Origin of the sequence: Agromyces sp. NBRC 114283, assembly GCF_030268405.1 — a bacterium.
In the GTDB taxonomy this organism is placed as follows: domain Bacteria; phylum Actinomycetota; class Actinomycetes; order Actinomycetales; family Microbacteriaceae; genus Agromyces; species Agromyces mediolanus.
Map to the genome: position 1 here is coordinate 2,024,302 of NZ_BSQP01000001.1, position 18,195 is coordinate 2,042,496.

Annotated in this window: 17 protein-coding genes; 11 read left to right on the forward strand and 6 right to left on the reverse strand. The window is 73.3% G+C overall.

All coding sequences use genetic code 11. The features are described 5' to 3' along the window. Positions 1-5 precede the first annotated feature (5 nt). Positions 6-1,343, forward strand: a complete 1,338-nt coding sequence (locus QSJ60_RS09805) for an MFS transporter (protein ID WP_230763090.1) — start codon at positions 6-8, stop codon at positions 1,341-1,343. Positions 1,344-1,443: 100 nt separating this feature from the next. On the opposite strand, the gene QSJ60_RS09810 is transcribed toward QSJ60_RS09805, so the two are convergent. From QSJ60_RS09810 to QSJ60_RS09820, 3 genes are all read right to left on the reverse strand, one after another. Next, positions 1,444-2,166 (reverse strand): GntR family transcriptional regulator, encoded by a 723-nt coding sequence (locus QSJ60_RS09810; protein ID WP_285463492.1) that lies wholly within the window; start codon positions 2,164-2,166, stop codon positions 1,444-1,446. 120 nt (positions 2,167-2,286) lie between these two features. Further along, positions 2,287-3,123, reverse strand: coding sequence for a BtpA/SgcQ family protein (locus QSJ60_RS09815; RefSeq protein WP_189084734.1), 837 nt, complete (start codon positions 3,121-3,123; stop codon positions 2,287-2,289). A gap of 211 nt (positions 3,124-3,334) precedes the next feature. Continuing rightward, entirely contained in the window at positions 3,335-4,252 is a 918-nt protein-coding gene (locus QSJ60_RS09820) for an EamA family transporter (RefSeq protein WP_285463493.1), read from the reverse strand. Positions 4,253-4,317: 65 nt separating this feature from the next. Between QSJ60_RS09820 and pdxR the strand changes: the two genes are divergently transcribed. The 3 genes from pdxR to QSJ60_RS09835 all read left to right on the forward strand — a co-directional run bounded on the left by pdxR (position 4,318) and on the right by QSJ60_RS09835 (position 7,494). Further along, positions 4,318-5,793 (forward strand): MocR-like pyridoxine biosynthesis transcription factor PdxR, encoded by a 1,476-nt coding sequence (pdxR, locus tag QSJ60_RS09825; RefSeq protein WP_285463494.1) that lies wholly within the window; start codon positions 4,318-4,320, stop codon positions 5,791-5,793. A gap of 8 nt (positions 5,794-5,801) precedes the next feature. After that, positions 5,802-6,428, forward strand: a complete 627-nt coding sequence (locus QSJ60_RS09830; protein WP_502871384.1) for a YdeI/OmpD-associated family protein — start codon at positions 5,802-5,804, stop codon at positions 6,426-6,428. Between the two features lie 88 nt (positions 6,429-6,516). Next, positions 6,517-7,494, forward strand: a complete 978-nt coding sequence (locus QSJ60_RS09835) for a cytochrome b/b6 domain-containing protein (RefSeq protein ID WP_502871401.1) — start codon at positions 6,517-6,519, stop codon at positions 7,492-7,494. A 30-nt stretch (positions 7,495-7,524) separates the two neighbouring features. On the opposite strand, the gene QSJ60_RS09840 is transcribed toward QSJ60_RS09835, so the two are convergent. Genes QSJ60_RS09840 through QSJ60_RS09850 form a run of 3 tightly spaced genes read right to left on the reverse strand, consistent with a single transcriptional unit; the run spans position 7,525 to position 10,218 of the window. Beyond that, the gene (locus QSJ60_RS09840) at positions 7,525-8,283 is read right to left on the reverse strand and encodes an ankyrin repeat domain-containing protein (RefSeq protein ID WP_285463497.1); all 759 of its coding nucleotides are present in this window, start codon (positions 8,281-8,283) and stop codon (positions 7,525-7,527) included. Then, positions 8,280-9,548 (reverse strand): MFS transporter, encoded by a 1,269-nt coding sequence (locus QSJ60_RS09845; RefSeq protein WP_285463498.1) that lies wholly within the window; start codon positions 9,546-9,548, stop codon positions 8,280-8,282. The genes QSJ60_RS09840 and QSJ60_RS09845 overlap by 4 nt, the downstream gene beginning before the upstream one ends. After that, positions 9,541-10,218: a FadR/GntR family transcriptional regulator gene (locus tag QSJ60_RS09850; RefSeq protein WP_285463499.1), complete on the reverse strand. Its 678-nt coding sequence runs from the start codon at positions 10,216-10,218 to the stop codon at positions 9,541-9,543. Before QSJ60_RS09850 ends, QSJ60_RS09845 begins: the two co-directional genes overlap by 8 nt. 105 nt (positions 10,219-10,323) lie before the next feature. Here QSJ60_RS09850 and QSJ60_RS09855 point away from each other — a divergent pair, with 105 nt between their 5' ends. The 7 genes from QSJ60_RS09855 (at position 10,324) to QSJ60_RS09885 (ending at position 18,145) form a co-directional block, all read left to right on the forward strand. Then, the gene (locus QSJ60_RS09855) at positions 10,324-11,418 is read left to right on the forward strand and encodes an amidohydrolase family protein (RefSeq protein WP_285463500.1); all 1,095 of its coding nucleotides are present in this window, start codon (positions 10,324-10,326) and stop codon (positions 11,416-11,418) included. Between the two features lie 64 nt (positions 11,419-11,482). Further along, on the forward strand, positions 11,483-13,111 hold the full coding sequence (locus tag QSJ60_RS09860; RefSeq protein ID WP_285463501.1) for an ABC transporter substrate-binding protein: 1,629 nt from the start codon (positions 11,483-11,485) through the stop codon (positions 13,109-13,111). A 4-nt stretch (positions 13,112-13,115) separates the two neighbouring features. Further along, positions 13,116-14,066, forward strand: a complete 951-nt coding sequence (locus QSJ60_RS09865) for an ABC transporter permease (RefSeq protein ID WP_189084745.1) — start codon at positions 13,116-13,118, stop codon at positions 14,064-14,066. After that, entirely contained in the window at positions 14,063-14,953 is an 891-nt protein-coding gene (locus tag QSJ60_RS09870; protein WP_285463502.1) for an ABC transporter permease, read from the forward strand. The genes QSJ60_RS09865 and QSJ60_RS09870 overlap by 4 nt, the downstream gene beginning before the upstream one ends. Further along, entirely contained in the window at positions 14,950-15,804 is an 855-nt protein-coding gene (locus QSJ60_RS09875) for an ABC transporter ATP-binding protein (protein WP_285463503.1), read from the forward strand. Before QSJ60_RS09870 ends, QSJ60_RS09875 begins: the two co-directional genes overlap by 4 nt. Next, on the forward strand, positions 15,801-16,667 hold the full coding sequence (locus tag QSJ60_RS09880; RefSeq protein ID WP_285463504.1) for an ATP-binding cassette domain-containing protein: 867 nt from the start codon (positions 15,801-15,803) through the stop codon (positions 16,665-16,667). The genes QSJ60_RS09875 and QSJ60_RS09880 overlap by 4 nt, the downstream gene beginning before the upstream one ends. After that, on the forward strand, positions 16,664-18,145 hold the full coding sequence (locus QSJ60_RS09885; RefSeq protein WP_285463505.1) for a chlorohydrolase family protein: 1,482 nt from the start codon (positions 16,664-16,666) through the stop codon (positions 18,143-18,145). Before QSJ60_RS09880 ends, QSJ60_RS09885 begins: the two co-directional genes overlap by 4 nt. Positions 18,146-18,195 lie beyond the last annotated feature (50 nt).

Below are 18,195 nucleotides of genomic sequence, written 5' to 3' on the forward strand. Positions count from 1 at the left end.
CCCCGATGTCGAAACTCCAAGACCCCGCGCCCGCGTCGCGCGCCGAGGCCTCGCCCGTCCGGAAGCCCGGGCACGCCAAGCAGCTGTTCGCCCTCAGCGCGGGCCACGCGCTCGAGTGGTACGACTGGGCGATGTTCGGGCTCCTGTCCGTCTACATCGGACAGGCCTTCTTCCCGGGGGAGAACGCGGTCGCAGCGACCCTGAACTCGCTCGCCGTCTTCGCGGTCGGCTTCGTCGTCCGCCCGATCGGCGGCGTCGTCTTCGGCCTCGTCGCCGACCGGCTCGGCCGCAAGCCCGTCATGGTGGGGGCCGTGGCGGTCACCGCGGCGGCGAGCCTCGTCATCGGCATCCTGCCGACGCACGAGACGCTCGGCATCTGGGCCGGCGTCATCGTGCTGTTCTGCCGCATCATGCAGGGCTTCTCGACGGGCATCGAGGGCTCGCTCGGCGCGGCCTACGGCGTCGAGCTCGTGCCGGACCGCCCGGGCTACGTCGCCGGCTTCATGGCGACGTTCAACAACCTCGGCAACATGCTCGCCCCGCTCACCGCGTTCGTCACGAGCTCGCTGATCGGCCCCGAGGGCATGGCCGAGTACGGCTGGCGCGTGCCGTTCATCCTGGGCGGCCTGCTCGGCTTCATCGTGCTGTGGCTCCGCCGCACCCTGCCGGAGACCCTGCCCGCCGCTTCGAGCGTCGCCGAGGGCAGCGCGGTCACCACGCGGAAGCAGACGAGCGAGGTCTGGAGGGGCGTGCGCAAGTACTGGCTCAGCATCCTCGCGGTCGTCTTCATCGTCGGCGCCATCCAGGCGTACAACTACACCTGGCTCTCGGGGCTGCCGTCCATCGCGACCGGCACCTACGGCGAGGACCCCACGGGCGTCTTCGCGGTGTCGACCTCGCTTGGCGTCATCCTCACCGTCGGCGCCTTCGTGCTCAGCCGCGTGCTCGACAAGTGGGACCTCTCGCGCTGGTTCGTGCTCGGCCGCCTGCTCGCGATCCCGACGATCTTCCTCGTGCTGCTCTACACGGGCAACGGCGTCGGCCCGCTCGCGGCCGTGCTCCTCGGAGGCTCCCTCGTGCTGCTGCTGAACCTCACGATCTTCAGCACCGTCGCGAACCTGATGATCCCCCAGCAGTTCCGCGGCACCGCCGTCGGTCTCGGCTACGGCATCGGCGTCGCGCTCTTCGGCGGCACGGCCTCGTACCTGTTCGTCTACCTGCAGAGCGTCGGCCTCGGGAACGTCTTCCCGTTCTACGTCGCCACGCTCTGCGCGATCAGCGTCGTGCTCTACCTCGTCGCGAAGCGCAAAAACGGCGTCTTCAAGGGCAAGCAGGCCGACTAGGCATCCAGATCGGCCGCGCCGTCGGTCCTCCGCGAACCGTGGGGGGACCGGCGGCGCGGTCGTGCGCGCGGAGACCGGAGCCTTATGGCGCCGGGCGCCTTCAGCGCGCGGGCGGCTCGGCCGTGCCGGCGCTCGCCGCGCGCTCGTCGGTGAGCGTGCGGCGCCTGGCCTCTTCGATGTGCGCCCGCATGAGCCGCTCCGCGGCCTCCACGTCGCCGCCCGCGATCGCGTCGTAGATGCCGCGATGCTCGGCCGCCGCCTCGAGCGCGTGCGTGCGGCCGGCCCGGCCGCTCAGCCGGAAGCGCTGCAACTGGCTGCCGAGCGCGGCGAAGGCGCGGTGCGTGAAGGGGTTGCCGGTCTGCGCGCTGATGAGCGTGTGGAAGGACTCGTCGGCGACCCAGCTCGCCTTCAGCGTCTCGGGGTCGGCGAGCTCGCCCGCCCGCTCCATCGTCTCGATGGTGGCGAGCAGCCGGCCGAGGAACTCGGGATCCGCCTTCGCCGTCGCCTCGCCCGCGAAGCTCGGCTCGAACAGCAGCCTGGCGTCCATGAGCTGCACGATCTCGGTGGGGGAGAGGAGCGGGGCGACCTCGTAGCCGCGGAGCGGATGCCGCAGTACGAAGCCGGTCGGCTCGAGTCGGGCGAGCGCCTCGCGGATCGGCGTCGCCGACAGGCCCATCTCGCGCGAGAGGGCGCCGATGTTGAGCCGGTCGCCCGGCTCGCGCCGCCCGCCGATCATCTGCAGCAGCAGCTCGTCGTAGGCGCGGTCGGCGTACGGCACGCGGGTGGACCGCCGTCGCGACGGCGGGACGCGCTCTTCGCTCACTCGGGCTCCTCGGGGTGGTCGGTCGTGCCTGCTCGAACCTATCGCGTCGCCGGCGCACGGCTCGGGGCCCGCGCCGTAGCGGCGCGGGCCCCGAGGTGCTGCGGGCGGGAGCTGGACGGCTCAGGCCGCCTTCTTGACCTGACCCGAACGCCAGAGCTGCACGAACTCGCGGGTCATCTCACCGCTCGCGGGCAGGTCCATGTCGGCGTTCGGCTTCGAGCCGTAGCCGAACACGGCGCCGTCGGCGACCTCCGCGTAGGTGGCGGCGTGCTTCGCCGTCATGCCCGAGCCGAGGATGATCGGGGCGTCCGCGATGGCGTCCTTGACCTGGCGCAGGCGGTCGAGGCTTGGCGGCATGCTCGTGTCGTCGCCGGCGAGGATGATCGCGTCGGCGCCGCCGCGGTGCAGCATGTCGGCCGCGATGACCGGTACGGGGCGCTCGACGAGCGGGCGCGCGTGCTTCGTCAGCAGATCCGCCAGGGTGAGGATGTGCTCGCCGCCGATGTGCTTCTTGTAGCGGGCCACGAGGTGCGCCTCGCTGTTGATGATGCCCTGGTCGGTCACCGAGGCGTCGGTGAGGATGTTCAGCCGGATGAACTGCGCGTCGACGGCCGCGGCGATGCCGAGCGAGGCCTTCCACGAGTTGCGGAGGATGTTGATGCCGATCGGCAGCTCGGTCTGGCGACGCACCTCGCGGGCGACGACGGCGGCCGCGGCGACGGTCTCCGGCTCGATGGTGACGGGGTAGAAGGGGTAGTCGTGGAAGTTCTCGACGAGGAGGGCGTCCACGCCGCCCTCGGCGAGGGTGTTCGCGTCCTGCACCGCGCGGTCGATGACGTCGTTCAGATCGCCGGAGAAGGCGGGGGCGCCGGGCAGGGCGTACATGTGCACCATGCCGATGACGGGGGCCTTGCCGCCGAAGACGCCGTTGAAGCGGTCGAGGTAGGGGTAGCTCATGGGAGGGCTCCTAGGGGATGGGACGTGGGCGCGCGGCCGCCATCGGCCGGGCGACGCTGCGTCGACGGGGTTCGTCCGTTCGGCGCACGCGCGCCGAACGGCGGCCGCGAGTGCGGCCCGGGGCGGAAAATGCCTGTCGACCGGCCGTTCTGCTCCCGTTGCTTCAAATAATATTGGATTTGTGTTGGAAGTCAAGGCGCAGGGATCGACGTCACCGACGGGTGCGGCGGCGCGGTGCGAAGCCGATCACGAGGCCGAGGGCGATGGCCGCCATCCCGAGCCAGGCGCCGGGCGAGGGGAGCGGTGCGCCGAGCGCCGCGGCGATGAGGGCCGCAGCCGGGGCGGCGGTCCCCGCGCACAGGCCGGCCGCGGCGGCGCCCATCCGGCTGACCCCCGTGAACCAGAGCACGAAGGCGAGGGCGGTGGCGATCGCGCCGAGGTAGGCGATCGCGCCGAGTGCGGCGGGTGAGGCGAGCGCCGCGGGATCCGGGCGTTCGGTGACGGCCGAGAGGAGGGCGAACACGAGCGCGGCCACGGCGCACGTCGCGGCCGAATAGCTCCACGCGCCCATGCGGGGCAGCGCCCGCGCGCCGAACAGGGTCAGCCCGACCTCGCCGGCCACGAGTGCGAGGCCCATCAGGATGCCGATTGGATCCGCGCGGCCCCAGCCAGTCACGGCGATCGCTCCGACGCTGACGACGACCGCGCCGACGACGAGGCGGGGCGAGGGGCGTCGGCCCGCCGCGAGCGGAGCGGCGAGTGCGAGCACGAGGGGGATGCAGCCGACCGCGGCGCCGAGGAACGCGGGCTCGGCATGGGCGGTGCCCACGATCGTCGCGAGGTTGAAGCCGACGAGGCCGGTCGCCGCCCCGCCGAGCACCCAGCCCAGGTCCCGGAGCCGCGGCAGTACCAGGCGCACCCGGAAGATGCGCGCGAACACCACGATGGCCGCGACGGCCACGGCGTAGCGGGCGGACTGCAGGGCGAACGCTGGCAGGGTGCGCGTCGCGTCGATCACCGCGACGCTGCTGCCGAGCAGCGCCATCGCGGCGAGTCCCGGCCAGAGCGCCCACCAGCCGAGCCCGGCGGTGCGGGACGGTGCGGTCGCTGTGAGAGAGGTGGTGGGCATGCCGCGAGCCTGCCCGCTCGAATGGACCATCGACAGGTGCCATCGATGATGGATAGATTGGGCCAATGCCGGGCGACGGATTCCTCCTGCTGGATTCGACCGCGGTGCCGCGCGGACGTCGCGCGGACTGGCTCGCCGGCGAACTGCGTGCGGCCATCGCGGGTGGCGCCCTGCGCGAGGGCTCCAGGCTGCCGGCGAGTCGGGTGCTCGCAGGCGAACTCGGCTTCGCCAGGAACACCGTCGCCGAGGCGTATCGACGGCTCGCGGAGGAGGCCCTCGTCGTGCCGCGCGTCGGGGTCGGTACCGTGGTTGCCGCCGCGGGCCCGCAGCGGGCACCGCGGGCATCGGCGACCGCCGCGGGGCAGGTCTTGCCGTCGCGGCCGCCCCGGCGCACGGCGCAGGATCCGATTGACCTCGCCGCGGGAGTACCCGAGCTCACGGCGTTCCCCCGCGCGGCCTGGCTGCGCGCGGAGCGCGAGGTGCTCGCCGAGGCGTCCCGGCGCACGCTCGGCTATCAGGACCCGGCCGGCGCCCTGGCGCTCCGCGAGGCGCTCTCGGCGTGGCTCGCCCGCTCGCGCGGCGTGGTCGCCGAACCGGGCGGCGTCATCGTCACCGCCGGCGTCACTGGAGCGCTCGCGCTGCTCGCCGGCGCGCTCCTCGGCGAGGGGCACGACTCGGTGGCGCTCGAGGATCCGGGCGCGACCGGCAACCGCCTGATCCTGGAATACTGGATGCCGCGGGTCGAGCCCGTGCCCGTCGACGGGGACGGCCTGGCGGTCGAGGAGCTCCGGCGGCGCGATGCCGACGTCGTCCTCGTGACGCCCGCGCACCAGTACCCGAGCGGCGTCGTGCTCGCCCCCGGGCGGCGGCGCGAGTTGGTGGCGTGGGCGGACGAGCGAGCACGCCGGCTCATCGTCGAGGACGACTACGACGCCGAGTACCGCTACGACCGACGCCCCGTGCGCGCGCTGCAGCCGCTCGCGCCCGAGCGCGTCGCCTACACCTCGAGTCTGTCGAAGACGCTCGCGCCCGCCCTCCGGCTCGGCTGGCTGGTGCCGCCCGCGCGGCTCGTCGAGCAGCTCGTCGAACGGCAGTGGGCGAGCGGACTCGGTTCGCCCGCGCTGCCGCAGCTCGCGCTGGCGCGGCTGTTGGACACCGGCGCGCTCGAACGGCACCTGCGGGCGATGCGGGCACGGCACCGGCTCCGGCGGGACGCGGCCGTCGCGGCGGTCCGCGCGCAGCTCCCCGGGGTTCGCGTGCACGGCGTCGCCGCGGGCCTCCACCTGCTGCTGGAGCTGCCAGACGGGGTCGACGATGCCCGGATCGCCGCCTCGGCGCGCGAACTGGGCGTGCTCGTGCAGCCGCTCAGCGCCCAGCGGCACCGCCCCGGCCCACCGGGCCTCATCGTGCACTACGCGGCGGAGCATCCCGCGCGCTTCGAGCAGGCGATCGCCATGATCGCCCGGGTGCTGCGCCCGCACCGAGGGGGTCGGTTTCCGAGATCCAATCGGCCCGTTGCGGGCGCGGATGCCGGAATGTGACCCCCTCGATGAGCGGAGAGCGTGTCGGCGGTCGTCGCTATCGTGGGCACGTGCCCGCAGAGTCCCCTGAGCCCTTCGTCGTTCCCGACGCCGCAGCCTGGCGCGCCTGGCTCGACGCCAACGAGCACGAGTCCGACGGGGTCTGGCTGTTGCTTGCGAAGAAGGGCACGCGCACGCCCACCTCGCTGAGCTACGCCGAGGCGCTCGACGAGGCCCTCTGCAGCGGGTGGATCGACGGGCAGAAGCGCAGCTACGACGAGGCGACCTTCCTGCAACGCTTCACTCCGCGGCGCCGCGCCTCGCTCTGGTCGCAGCGCAACATCGGGCTCGTCGCCGCGCTCATCGAGGCGGGTCGCATGCGACCCCGCGGCGAGGCTGAGATCGCGCGGGCGAAGGCCGACGGCCGCTGGGACCGCGCCTACGCGGGCTCGAAGACCGCAGAGGTGTCGCCCGATCTCCGGGCGGCGCTCGACGCGGAGCCCGCGGCCGCCGAGCTCTTCGCCAGACTCAACGCCACGAACCGCTTCGCGGTGCTGCACCGCATCGCGACCGCCCCGAGCGAGACGAGCCGCCGCAACCGCCTCGAGAAGCTCGTCGGCATGCTCGCCAGGGGCGAGACCCCCTACCCCCAATGAACCGGACCACTGCCCACCCTGGCGGGTGCGCGACATCGGGGCGGCGTGTGACGCGACCGAGTTGCACCCGTCGGGCAGTTTCGGCACGCTGAGTACCGTGCCGTCCTCCCCGCGCTCCGCGCTCGATTTCCGTTCGCCGAAGCGCCTCGCGATCCTCGCCGTCGGCGCGGTCGTGCTGCTCGGGCTCGCGGTGCTGCTCGCGCGGTGGCTGCGCACCCTGCCCGAGGTCGAGGCTTTTGTCGCGAGCTACCCCGGACACAGCCCGCTGCCGGAGGGGGCGCCCGTCGGCATCCCCGCCTGGCTCGGCTGGCAGCACTTCTTCAACGCGTTCTTCCTCGTGCTGCTCGTGCGCACGGGGCTCATCATCCGGTCCAAGGCGCGTCCGCCGGCGTTCTGGACGCGGGACAACACGCGCTGGCCGCGCACGAAGGGCGCCCCGCGCCGGCTCGGCATCTCCGTGTGGCTGCACCTCGTGGTCGACGCGCTCTGGGTGCTGAACGGGCTCCTCTATGTCGTGCTGCTCTTCGCGACCGGGCAGTGGCTGCGCATCGTACCGACGAGCTGGGACGTGGTGCCGAACTCCATCTCCGTCGTGCTGCAGTACCTCTCGCTCGACTGGCCCGTCGAGAACTCCTGGGTCGCGTACAACGACGCGCAGGTGCTCTCGTACTTCGCCGTCGTCTTCCTCGCCGCGCCCCTCGCCGTGCTGACGGGGCTGCGGCTCTCGCCCGTCTGGCCCATGCAGGGCCCGCTCGCCCGGGTGTTCCCCGAGCGGCTCGCGAGAGCCGTGCACTTCCCGGTGATGCTGTTCTTCCTGCTCTTCACCTTCGTGCACGTCGTGCTCGTGCTCGCGACCGGGGCGCTGCGCAACCTGAACCACATGTACGCCTCGCGCGACGCGAGCGACTGGGTCGGCTTCGCGATCTTCGCCGTCTCCGTGCTCGCCCTCGTCGGGGCGTGGGTGCTCGCGCGTCCGCTGCTGCTGGCGGGCCTCGCCGGCCGGTTCGGCCAGCTGCGGCGGATGCCTCCGCCGCCGCCCGCGAAACCCGCACCGCCGCGCGACTGAGCGCGCGCACCCGCGCACCGGCGCCGCCGCTCAGCCGGCCGCGTCGATCTCCGCGACGATCGCGCTGAAGCCGCGCTGCTCGGCGAGCCGGCGCGGCAGCACGCCGTCGCCGTCCGGGATCGAGGGGTCGGCGCCCGCGGCGAGCAGCAGCCGCACGGTCTCGACGTGCTCGGGGCTGCCGTCGCCGAGCACGATCGCCTCGTGCAGGGCGGTCCAGCCGAGCCGGTTCACGTGATTCACGGGCACGCCGGCCGCGAGCAGGATGCGCACCGTCTCGACGTGCGCGTGCTCGCTCGCCGGGATGAGCGCGGTGCCGCCGTACCGGTTCGTGCTCGCGACGTCGGCGCCGTGCTCGAGGGTGAGGCGGAGGACCTCGTTGAGGCCCTCGGCGCCGGCGTAGAGGAAGGCGGAGTCCTCGATCGCGTCCTTCGCGTTCGGGTCGGCCCCGGCCTCCAGCAGCGCCTCGGCGAGATCGGCGCGGTCGGCGCGGGTGGCGGTGACGAGGACCGGTCGGTTCTCGGCGTCTCGGGCGTTCGGGTCGGCGCCCTGCTCGAGCGCGCGCCGCGCCTCGGCGAGGTCGCCGGCGGCGGTCGCGGTGACGAGCAGCGCGGTCGCCTCGGCGGGCGGCAGGGTCGGGGTCGCGGGCATGGGGGTGGCCTCCTCGGCGGGTGCGGTGGTGGGCGGGGGAGTCGTGGGGCTCGGACCGGCGGCGACGCAGCCGGCGAGGGTGAGTGCGGCCGCGGTGGCGAGGGCTGCGGCCGCGGCCGTCCGAGCGCGTGTGGACCTCATGGGGACCTCCTGGTGGTGGCGGGGCCGGCGGTGGACCGTCGATTCGCGCGACGCGGCACGCGGGGGGACGCGAGCGGACCCCGGGGCGCGGGGCGCCCGGGGGCGAGGCCGAAGGCGAGCTGCGCGCCCGCGACGAGCGAGAGCCCTGCGATGAGCGGCGTCCACGGCACGCCGGCCGAGGAGAGCAGGCCGAGCGTGAGCGGGCCGAGTGCGGCGACGGCGTAGCCGGCGCCCTGGGCGACCGCGGAGAACGCCGAGGTGCGCGCGGCGTCGGGCGCGCGGGCCACGATGAGCCCGACCGCGAGGCCGAACGCGGCGCTCTGGGCGATGCCCAGTACCGCGACGAAGGCGGGCGCGAGCGCGATCGGCGCGAAGGCGAGGCCGAGGATGCCGAGGACGGAGCATGCGGAGACGACGGCGATGACCCCCGACTGGGTGCGGAAGCCCGCGGCGATCGTCGGAGCGAGCAGGGCGGCCGGGATGCCGGCGACGCTCATCCAGGCGAGCAGCAACCCCGCCTGGGAGGGGGCGAGTCCGCGATCGACGGCGATGGTCGGCAACCAGGCCGTCAAGGCGAAGTAGATGAGCGCCTGAGCGGCGAAGAACCCGGTGACCGACCACATGCGCGGCGCGCGCAGGATCGAGCCCGGACCGCGCGGGGTCGAGCGCTCCGGCAGGCGGGCGGCCGCGCCCGACAGCCGCGGCAGCACCGCCCAGGCCAGCACGGCGGCGGCGACGACGGGCAGGCCCCAGAGCCCGACCGCGATGGCCGCGCTGTCGCCGGTGAAACTGAGCATCGGCACGGCGAGGGAGGCGCCGAGTGCGGCGCTCGCGCCGAACGCGGCCGTGTACACCCCGGACCAGAGCCCGTGGCGCCGGTCGAGGTGGGTGCGGACGAGCTGCGGCGTGAGGATGCCGAGGAGGGAGATGCTCGCGCCGACGACGACGGTGCCGAGCAGCAGTGGCACCGTGCCGAGGGGGCGCAGCAGCATGGCGAGCGCGAGGGCGCTCAGCAGGACCGCCGCCGCTCGGTCGGCGCCGAGCCGACGGGCGAGCGGGGGAGCGATCGGCGCCGCGAGCCCGAACAGCAGGACCGGGATGGTGCTGAGCCACGCGGCGCCGCTCGCACCCAGCTCGAAGTCGCGCTCCAGCTCAGGCAGGAGCGCGGCGACGCTCGTGATCGGCGAGCGCACGGAGAGGCCGATACCGACGACGAGGGCGCCGGCCGCGAACGGCGCGCCGAGTGCGGCGCGCCGGTCAGCCATCGAGCGACTGCTCGCTCTGGTCGAGGACGCCGACCGCTGCGGCGGAGGCCGCGTCGACGTCGCGCCGCTCGATGGCGCGGAAGAGGGCCTCGTGCAGATCGGCGGTGTTCGGGTCCGCGTTGTTCGAGAGGCACGAGTTCTGCGCGACGGAGTGCCGGAGCGAGGCGTCGAAGCTCGCGTAGAGCCCGACGAGGAGCCGGTTGTGCGTGGCGCCCGCCACGCCGAGGTGGAACGCGACGTCGTGGTCGGCGAAGGCGTCGACGTCCTGCGCCTCGATGGCCGCACGGCGCCCGGCGAGGGCGTCGGCGAGCGCGGCGAGATCGTCGTCGTCGCGGTTCCCGGCCGCCTCGCGGGCCGCGAGGATGTCGAGGGCGCGACGGACGGCGAGCACCTCCCGGGCGTCGGCGACGTCGATGGTGCGCCGGAGCGCGACCTCGGTGGGGTCATCGGCGACGACGTAGGTGCCGTCGCCCTGCCGGGTCTCGAGCAGGCCGAGCTGCACGATCGAGCGCACCGCCTCGCGGACGGAGGGGCGGCTGACGCCGAGCTGCTCGGTGAGTTCCGCCTCGGTCGGGATGCGGGTGCCGACGGGCCAGGACCCGGAGGTGATCTCGGAGTGCAGACGGTCGACCACGGTGTCGACGAGGGAGCGGCGCTGGATGGGTTTCACGATTCCATTCTCTTCTCTCGTGAATGTATGGTTATCATACATCTGACAAATCGCCTGGGAGACCGCCACGCGGTCGAGCCGCGAGAACGAAGGAGTTCAGCAGGGATGCCCGAAGCCACCACCGGCACCGCCGCACACCACAACGGCGCGCCCGCTCCCGGCCGCGTGGTCGCGGGCGGCCTCGTCGACGCGCACGTCCACCCCGACAAGTCCAGCTGGGGCGGACCGTGGATGTCGCGCACCGCCGCCGCGGGACTCTCCGAGTTCATCGCCAACGATCTCGCGACGCAGCGCGGATACACGCGGAGCGTCGAGGAACGCGCGTACGGGCTGCTCAGCACCGCCCTCGCGAACGGCACGCTCGCCATGCGCGCCCACGTCGACGTGTCGAGCGAGCTCGGCCTGCGCAACGTGGAGGGCGTGCGCGCGGCCGCGTCGCGGCTCGCGCCGTGGCTCACCGTGCAGATCGTCGCCTTCCCGCAGTTCGGCCTCCTGACCAATCCCGGCACGCTCGAGGTGATGGCCGCGTCGCTCGACGCCGGCGCCGACCTCGTCGGCGGGATCGACCCGCTCGGGCTCGAGGGTGACGTCGAGGCCCACCTCGACGCGGTGTTCGGGCTCGCCGAGCGCAGCGGACGCGATCTCGACATCCACCTCCACGACGGCGGCGAACCCGGCCTCGCCCAGATCCGAGAGATCGCGGCGCGCACCGTCGCGCGGGGCATGCAGGGCCGCGTCACCGTGAGCCACGCCTTCGCGCTCGCCGAGCAGAACGCCCCCTCGCTCCGCGAGACGCTCGACCGGGTCGCGGAGACCGGACTCTGGGTCACCACCTGCGCGCTCGGCGACGACCCCGTGCTCGACCCCGAGCTGCTCGAAGCGCACGGCGTCGAGCTCGCGCTCGGTTCGGACGGCGTGCGCGACTCCTGGACCCCGTTCGGCACCGGCAGCATGGTCGACCGCGCCCACCTCTTCGCCTACCGCACCGGCGCCATGACCGACGCCCAGCTCGAACGCGCCTACCGCATCGCCTCCGAGCAGGGCGGCCGCCTCCTCGGCATCCCCGAACTGTCCGCCCCGGCCGCCGCCGACGCCCCCACCCGGCTGGAGTTCGCGGGCGAGTCGCTCGCCCAGCTCGTCGTCGACCGCCCGGCCCCCGAGCGCGTCGTCCGCAACGGACGGACCCTTCCCGCGCGCTGAAGCCGCGCGACCCAGTTTTCGCTCCATCCCCCCATCGAATCGACACACCGACGAAGGAGTTCCCGTGTCCCGACGCCGCATCACCCTCGCGACGGCCGCTTTGGCCGCCGCCGGGCTCGCCCTCACCGGCTGCACCGCGCAGACCGCGACCGGGGAGGGCGGCCTCGAGGTCGACCTCTCGAACCTCGCCACGACCACCGAGCCGGGCACCGCGCCCGTCGAGCTCGTGAAGTGGAACCTCCCGTACGAGCCGATGTCGCTCGACCCCATGTACACGTTCAACTACGCCGAGAACACCGTCGTGGCCAATCTCTGCGACAGCCTCATGCGCATGAAGCCGGATCTCAGCACCGAGCCGGGACTCGCGGCAGCGGTCACGCAGCCCGACGACACCACCGTCGTCTACACCCTCCGCGACGGCGTGACCTTCTGGGACGGCACCCCACTCACCGCCGAGGACGTCGTCTACTCGCTGCAGCGCCAGACCGGCGAGACCACGACGAGCTACTTCGCGAGCTACTTCCAGAACGTCGCCTCGATCACCGCGACGGCGCCGAACGAGGTCACGGTGACGCTCACCAAGCCCGACGTGCTGTTCACCCAGGCGATGGCGACGGCCGCGGGCGCGATCGTGTCGAAGCAGGCCGCGGAGTCGGCGGGCGAGGCCTTCGGCACGCCGAACGGCGGTCTGCAGTGCACCGGCCCGTTCTCGCTCGAATCCTGGAGCTCGGGCAAGAACCTCCGACTCGCGGCCAATCCCGGCTACTGGGACCAGGCGCTCGCGCCGAAGGCCGCCGCCCTCGAGTTCAGCTTCATCGCCGACGAGTCGACCGCGGTGAACGCCCTGCGCTCCGGCGACGTCGACGGGCAGTTCTTCTATCTGCCGCCGGCCGGCCTCACCCAGCTCGAGCAGAGCGACGAGGTCACCACCACCTACGGCAAGTCGCTCGTCTTCTGGACCATGACGACCACCGACTTCGACGGAGCGCTCGGCGACGAGCGCATCCGGCAGGCGCTCTCGCTCGCCATCGACCGGGAGGCGCTCACGAAGGTCGTCTTCCAGGGCGCCGGCATCCCGGCGACGAGCCTCGCGGGCCCGGACTACTGGGGGTACGAGCGCGACGCCTTCGAGGAGGCGTACGGCGAGTTCTCCGCCGAGCCGGATCTCGCCGCGGCGAAGGCGCTCGTCGCCGAAGCGGGCACCGTCCCACCGATCGTGCTCGCCGTGCAGGGTAGCTCGGCCGTGCACGAGCAGACGGCGAACGTCATCCAGGCCGCGGGCCAGGCGATCGGCCTCGACATCCAGACGAAGGTGATCCCCGTCGAGCAGTTCGGGAACCTCTACTTCGACCCCGCCGCCCGGGACGGCATCGACGGCTTCTTCACCACCAACTACGGCAGCTTCGCGGACGCGCTCGACGTCTACCAGTTCTTCGCGAGCACCGACAGCCACAACTACACCGGGTGGGACCTCGCCGACGAGCCGCTCTTCGCCGCCCGCGCCGAGACCGACGACGCCGCACGCGCCGCGCACGTCATCGAGGCGCAGCGCATCATCACCGAGCAGCTGCCCTGGATCCCGCTCGCCTACGAGCCCGTGACGCTCGTGCAGAACGACCGCATCTCGGGCGCGACGGCGTCCTTCGCCTACCTGTACGCGCCGTGGGCGGCCACGATCGGCGGGGTGGAGTAGCCGGATGTCCCTCGGCGCGTACCTGGCGCGGCGCACGGGCGGCCTGCTGCTCGTGCTCCTCGTCACCTCCTTCCTCGTCTTCGGGCTGCTCTACCTCGCCCCCGGAAGCCCGCTGGCGTTCATCCTCGGGCCCCGCGGCGGCACTCCGGAGCAGATCGCGGCGGTCACCGCGCAGTATCACCTGAACGATCCGTTCTTCGTGCGCTACGTGGCCTGGCTCGGCGACCTCCTTCGGGGCGACCTTGGCTACTCGATCGTGTACCGCCAGGACGTCTCCGACCTCATCGCCGGTCGCGTCGGCACCACGCTCGCCCTCGTGTCGATGGCGGCGCTGATCATCGCCGTCGTCGGCATCTCGGCCGGCACCCTCGCCGCGCTCCGCGGCGGCTGGACCGACCAGCTCACCTCCTCGATCGCGGCGATCGGGCTGTCCACCCCGTCGTTCGTGATCGGCGTGGCGCTCATCAGCGTCTTCGCCGTCGGACTCGGCTGGTTCCCCACGTTCGGCTCCGGGAGCGGCGGGCTGGACACCCTCGTGCACCTGGCGCTCCCGGCGCTCGCGCTCTCGGTCGCGAGCGCCGCCTACCTCGCCAGGATCACCCGGGCCTCGGTGCTCGAGGAGCGGGGGCGCGAGCACGTGCAGACCGCGACGGTCCGCGGCCTCGCGCCGGGCTACATCGTCCGCCACCACGTGCTGCGCAACTCGCTCGTCCCCATCGTCACCGTGCTGGGGCTGACGATCGCGACGCTCATCGCCGGGGCGGTGGTCGTCGAGAACGTCTTCGCGCTCGACGGCCTCGGCTCGCTGCTCGTGCGCGCCATCCTGCAGCGCGACTTCGCCGTGGTGCAGGCGGTCATCCTCGTGCTCGTCGTCGCCTTCGTCCTCGTGAACGCCGTCGTCGACGTGCTCTACACCTTCATCGACCCGCGCATCGCCCTCGGGAGCCGGAAATGACCACCCCATCGACCACCAGCCTGGCCGTCGCCAGAGTCGCCCGGGAACGACGCGGGGCCGGGCTCGCGAAAGCCGCCGGCGATCGGCTCGGCGTCGTCGGCTGCATCGCCGCGGCCGTGCTGCTCGTCATCGCCCTCGCCGCGGCGTTCGCCCCGGTCGTGGCCCCGTACGACCCGGACTACCCCGACCTGCTCGCCTCGCTCTCCGAGCCGAGCCCCGCGCATCTCCTCGGCGCGGACGCGCTCGGCCGGGACATCCTGTCCCGCCTCATCTGGGGCGCCCGCATCACGCTCGCGGGGCCCGGCCTCGTCATCCTCATAGCCACGGTGGTCGGCACGCTGCTGGCGCTCCTCGCCGCCTGGCGCGGCGGGCGCATCGACACCGCGATCAGCTGGCTGCTCGACGTGCTGTTCGCGGTGCCCGGCATCGTCTTCGGGCTCATCGCGGTCGCGATCTGGGGCCCGAGCCTCATCACCGTGGTCTGCGGGCTCGCGATCGCGTACGTGCCGTACGTCGCCCGCGTCGTGCGCGGCGCGGCGCTCCGCGAGCGGAACATGCCGTACGTGTCGGCCGCCTGGCTGCAGGGCCAGTCGGGCGCCGGCATCACGTTCACCCAGATCCTGCCGAACGTGCAGCCGATCGTGGTCGCGCAGGCGGTGTCGTCGCTCGGCTTCGCGGTCATCGATCTCGCCGCCGTGTCGTTCCTCGGGCTCGGCGTGCAGCCGCCGACGGCGGACCTCGGGCTCATGGTGAAGAGCGGCTTCGACTCCCTGCTGCGCGGCCAGCCCACCGAGGCGATCGCCGCCGGCACCCTCATCGTCCTGATCGTCTGGTGCGTCACCGTCATCGGCGACCGCCTGACCTCGAGTGCAAGGAGCATGCGATGACCGACCCCCTGCTGCGGCTCGACGACGTGCGAGCCACCCTGCGCCTCCGCGGCGGCGAACAGGAGCTGCTGCGCGGCGTGAGCTTCACGATCGGCCAGGGGGAAGCGCTCGGCCTCGTCGGGGAGTCCGGCTCGGGCAAGTCCCTCACGACCCGGGCCATCACCCGGATGCTCGACCCCGCGTTCCGGGTCACCGGCGACATCGCCTTCGAGGGCGCCTCGGTGCCGCGGATGAACGCCCAGGCGCTCCGCCGCTACCGGCAGCGGGACGTCGGCATGATCTTCCAGGACCCGCGGGCCCACGTGAACCCGGTGCACCGGGTGGGCGACTTCCTCACTGAGGCGCTCGTGCGCGACCGCGGCGTCGATCGCCGCGACGCCGAGCGGCGGGCCGTCGAGCTCCTCGACGAGGTCGGGGTGCGCAGCCCCGAGCAGCGGCTCCGCCAGTACCCGCACGAGCTCTCCGGCGGGCTCCTCCAGCGCGTGATGATCGCGAGCGTGCTGCTCGCCGAGCCGAAGCTCATCCTCGCCGACGAGCCCACGACCGCGCTCGACGTCACCGCGCAGTCCGACGTCATGGCGATCCTCGACGAGCAGCGGCGGGCGAGAGGCCTCTCCCTCCTGTTCATCACGCACGACCTCGAGCTCGCCGCGGCCTGCTGCGACCGGCTCGCCGTCATGTACGCCGGCGAGATCGTCGAACAGGGCGCGCACGTGTATGAGGCGCCGAGGCATCCGTACACGATCGAACTCCTCGGCGCCCGGCCGAGCATCGAGCACCGCGTGGAACGGCTCCCGGTGCTGCGCTACGACCGGGCCACCCACGAACTGCTGAAGGCGGAGGCGTCATGACCCCCAACGAGACCCACGCGACCGACCCGGCGACGGCCGGTCGAGCCGAGCCCATCGTCGTCGCCCGCGGGCTGCGCAAGATCTTCCCCGGCCGAGCGGGGGACGAGCCGGTGATCGCCGTCGACGACGTCTCCTTCGAGCTCTTCCCGAACGAGTGCCTCGCGATCGTCGGGGAGTCGGGCTCCGGCAAGACCACCGTCGCCCGGATGCTCGTCGGCCTCGAGACGGTCACCGCGGGCGAGCTCGCCGTGCGCGGCGAATCGCGCGCCGCCGGCGTGAAGCGGCTCGCCGACCGCCGCCGCTGGGCCAAGGAGGTGCAGTACGTCTTCCAGGACCCGTACTCCTCGCTGAACGGCCGCCAGCGCATCGGCGACATCGTCGCGACGAGCGTCGCGCTCCACGCCGGGGACGCCGCGACGCGGCGCGCCGTGCAGCGCCGCGCGCTCGAGATCCTCGACAGCGTCGGTCTCGACGAGCGCTTCGCCGCGAAGCACCCGCACCAGCTCTCCGGCGGCCAGCGCCAGCGCGTCGCGATCGCCAGGGCGCTCGCCGCCGACCCCGCGGTCATCGTGCTCGACGAGGCCGTCGCCGCCCTCGACGTCTCCATCCAGGCTCAGATCCTCAACCTGCTCGCCGACATCCGGGCCGCCCGCGAGGTCAGCTATCTCTTCATCTCCCACGATCTCGCCGTCGTGAACCAGATCTCCGACCGCATGATCGTGATGGAGCAGGGCAGGGTCGTCGACGGCGGCCGCACCGCGGAGCTCCTCGCCGACCCCGTGCACCCATACACCCGCTCGCTCCGCGCCGCGGTGCCGCGGCCGGGATGGCGCCCGGTGCGGCGCGAACGGCTCGCCTCGTGACCGCGCGACGGACGCTCGTCACCGCGGACTGGGTCGTCGCCCGGGCCGGGGAGCGGACCGCATTGCTCGAGCAGGGCGCCGTGCTCGTCGAGGGGGAGCGGATCGCGGCCGTCGGCCGACCCGGCGATCCCGCGCTCGCCGGAGCGGTCGACGAGCGCATCGAGCTCGGCCGCAGCGTCCTCATGCCCGGCCTCATCGACCTCGACGCGCTCGCCGACCTCGACCACCTCCAGCTCGACGCCTGGGGCGACGCCGCCCACGAGCAACGCCTCGGCTGGTCGGCCGACTACGCCGCGCACCGCCGGCGCGAGGTGCTCTCGGCCGAGGACCGCTCCACGATGCGGCGGTACGCGCTCGCGCAGCTCGCGCTGCACGGCATCACGAGCTTCGCGCCCATCGCCTCGGAGGTGCACTCGGCCTGGGCCGAGCAGCACGACGATCTCCTCGACGTCGCGCGAACCGCCTCGGCGTTCGGACTGCGCGCCTTCCTCGGCCCGAGCTACCGCTCGGGGGTGCACGTCACCGACGAACGAGGCGCCGCCGCGATCCACTGGGAGGACGAGCTCGGCCGAGCCGGCTTCGCCGACGCGGTGCGCTTCCTCGACACGGTCGAACGCCTCGACGACCCGCTCGTCACCGGGATCCTCGCCCCGTGCCGGATCGAGACGCTGCGTGAGGAGCTGCTGCACGAGACCGGCCGGGTCTCGGCCGAGCGGGGCGTCCGGGTCCGGGTGCACGCCTTCCAGGACCACGCCGAACGCGAACTCATCGCCGCGGCCAGCGGCACGACGCCGCTCGGCCTCATCGAACGGGCCGGCCTGCTCAACGAGCGCCTCATCCTCGCCCACGGGGTCTACCTCGACGTGCATCCCGACGTCGCGGGCGAAGACCTCGGCGACCTCGCCGCGCTCGCCGGAGCGGGGGCCAGCATCATCCACTGCCCGCTCACGAACGCCAGATACGCCTTCCTCCTCGAACGGCTGTCCGACTACCTCGACGCGGGGGTGAACATCGCCCTCGGCACCGACTCGTTCCCGCCGGACCTGATCCGCGGCATCGACGCCGGGGTGCACCTCGCGAAGGCGCAGCACGGCGAGCTGTCGCGGGGATCGCTCGCCGAGTACTTCGAGGCGGCGACCCTCGGCGGCGCGCACGCGCTCGGCCGACCCGATCTCGGGCGGATCGCGCCCGGTGCGAGCGCCGACCTCGTCGCGTTCGGCCTCGACGAGTTCCGCACCGGACCGGTCGACGATCCGCTGCGCGCGCTCGTGCTCGCGGGATCCGCGCGGGACACCAGGTTCAGCATGGTCGCTGGCCGGCCCGTCGTGGTGGACGGGGCGCTGCCGGGCGTCGACCTCGCCGCGCTCGCGGTCGAGGCGCAGCGGATCTTCGAGCAGCTTCGCGCGGCCTACGCCGAGCGCGACGTGCGACCGGGGGACGGTCCGCTGTTCCCGGGCACGTTCCCGCTGCTCGGCTGACGAGCCGCGGGCCGGGGTCCAGCCGAGCGAAGCTCAGGGACACGCCGCGT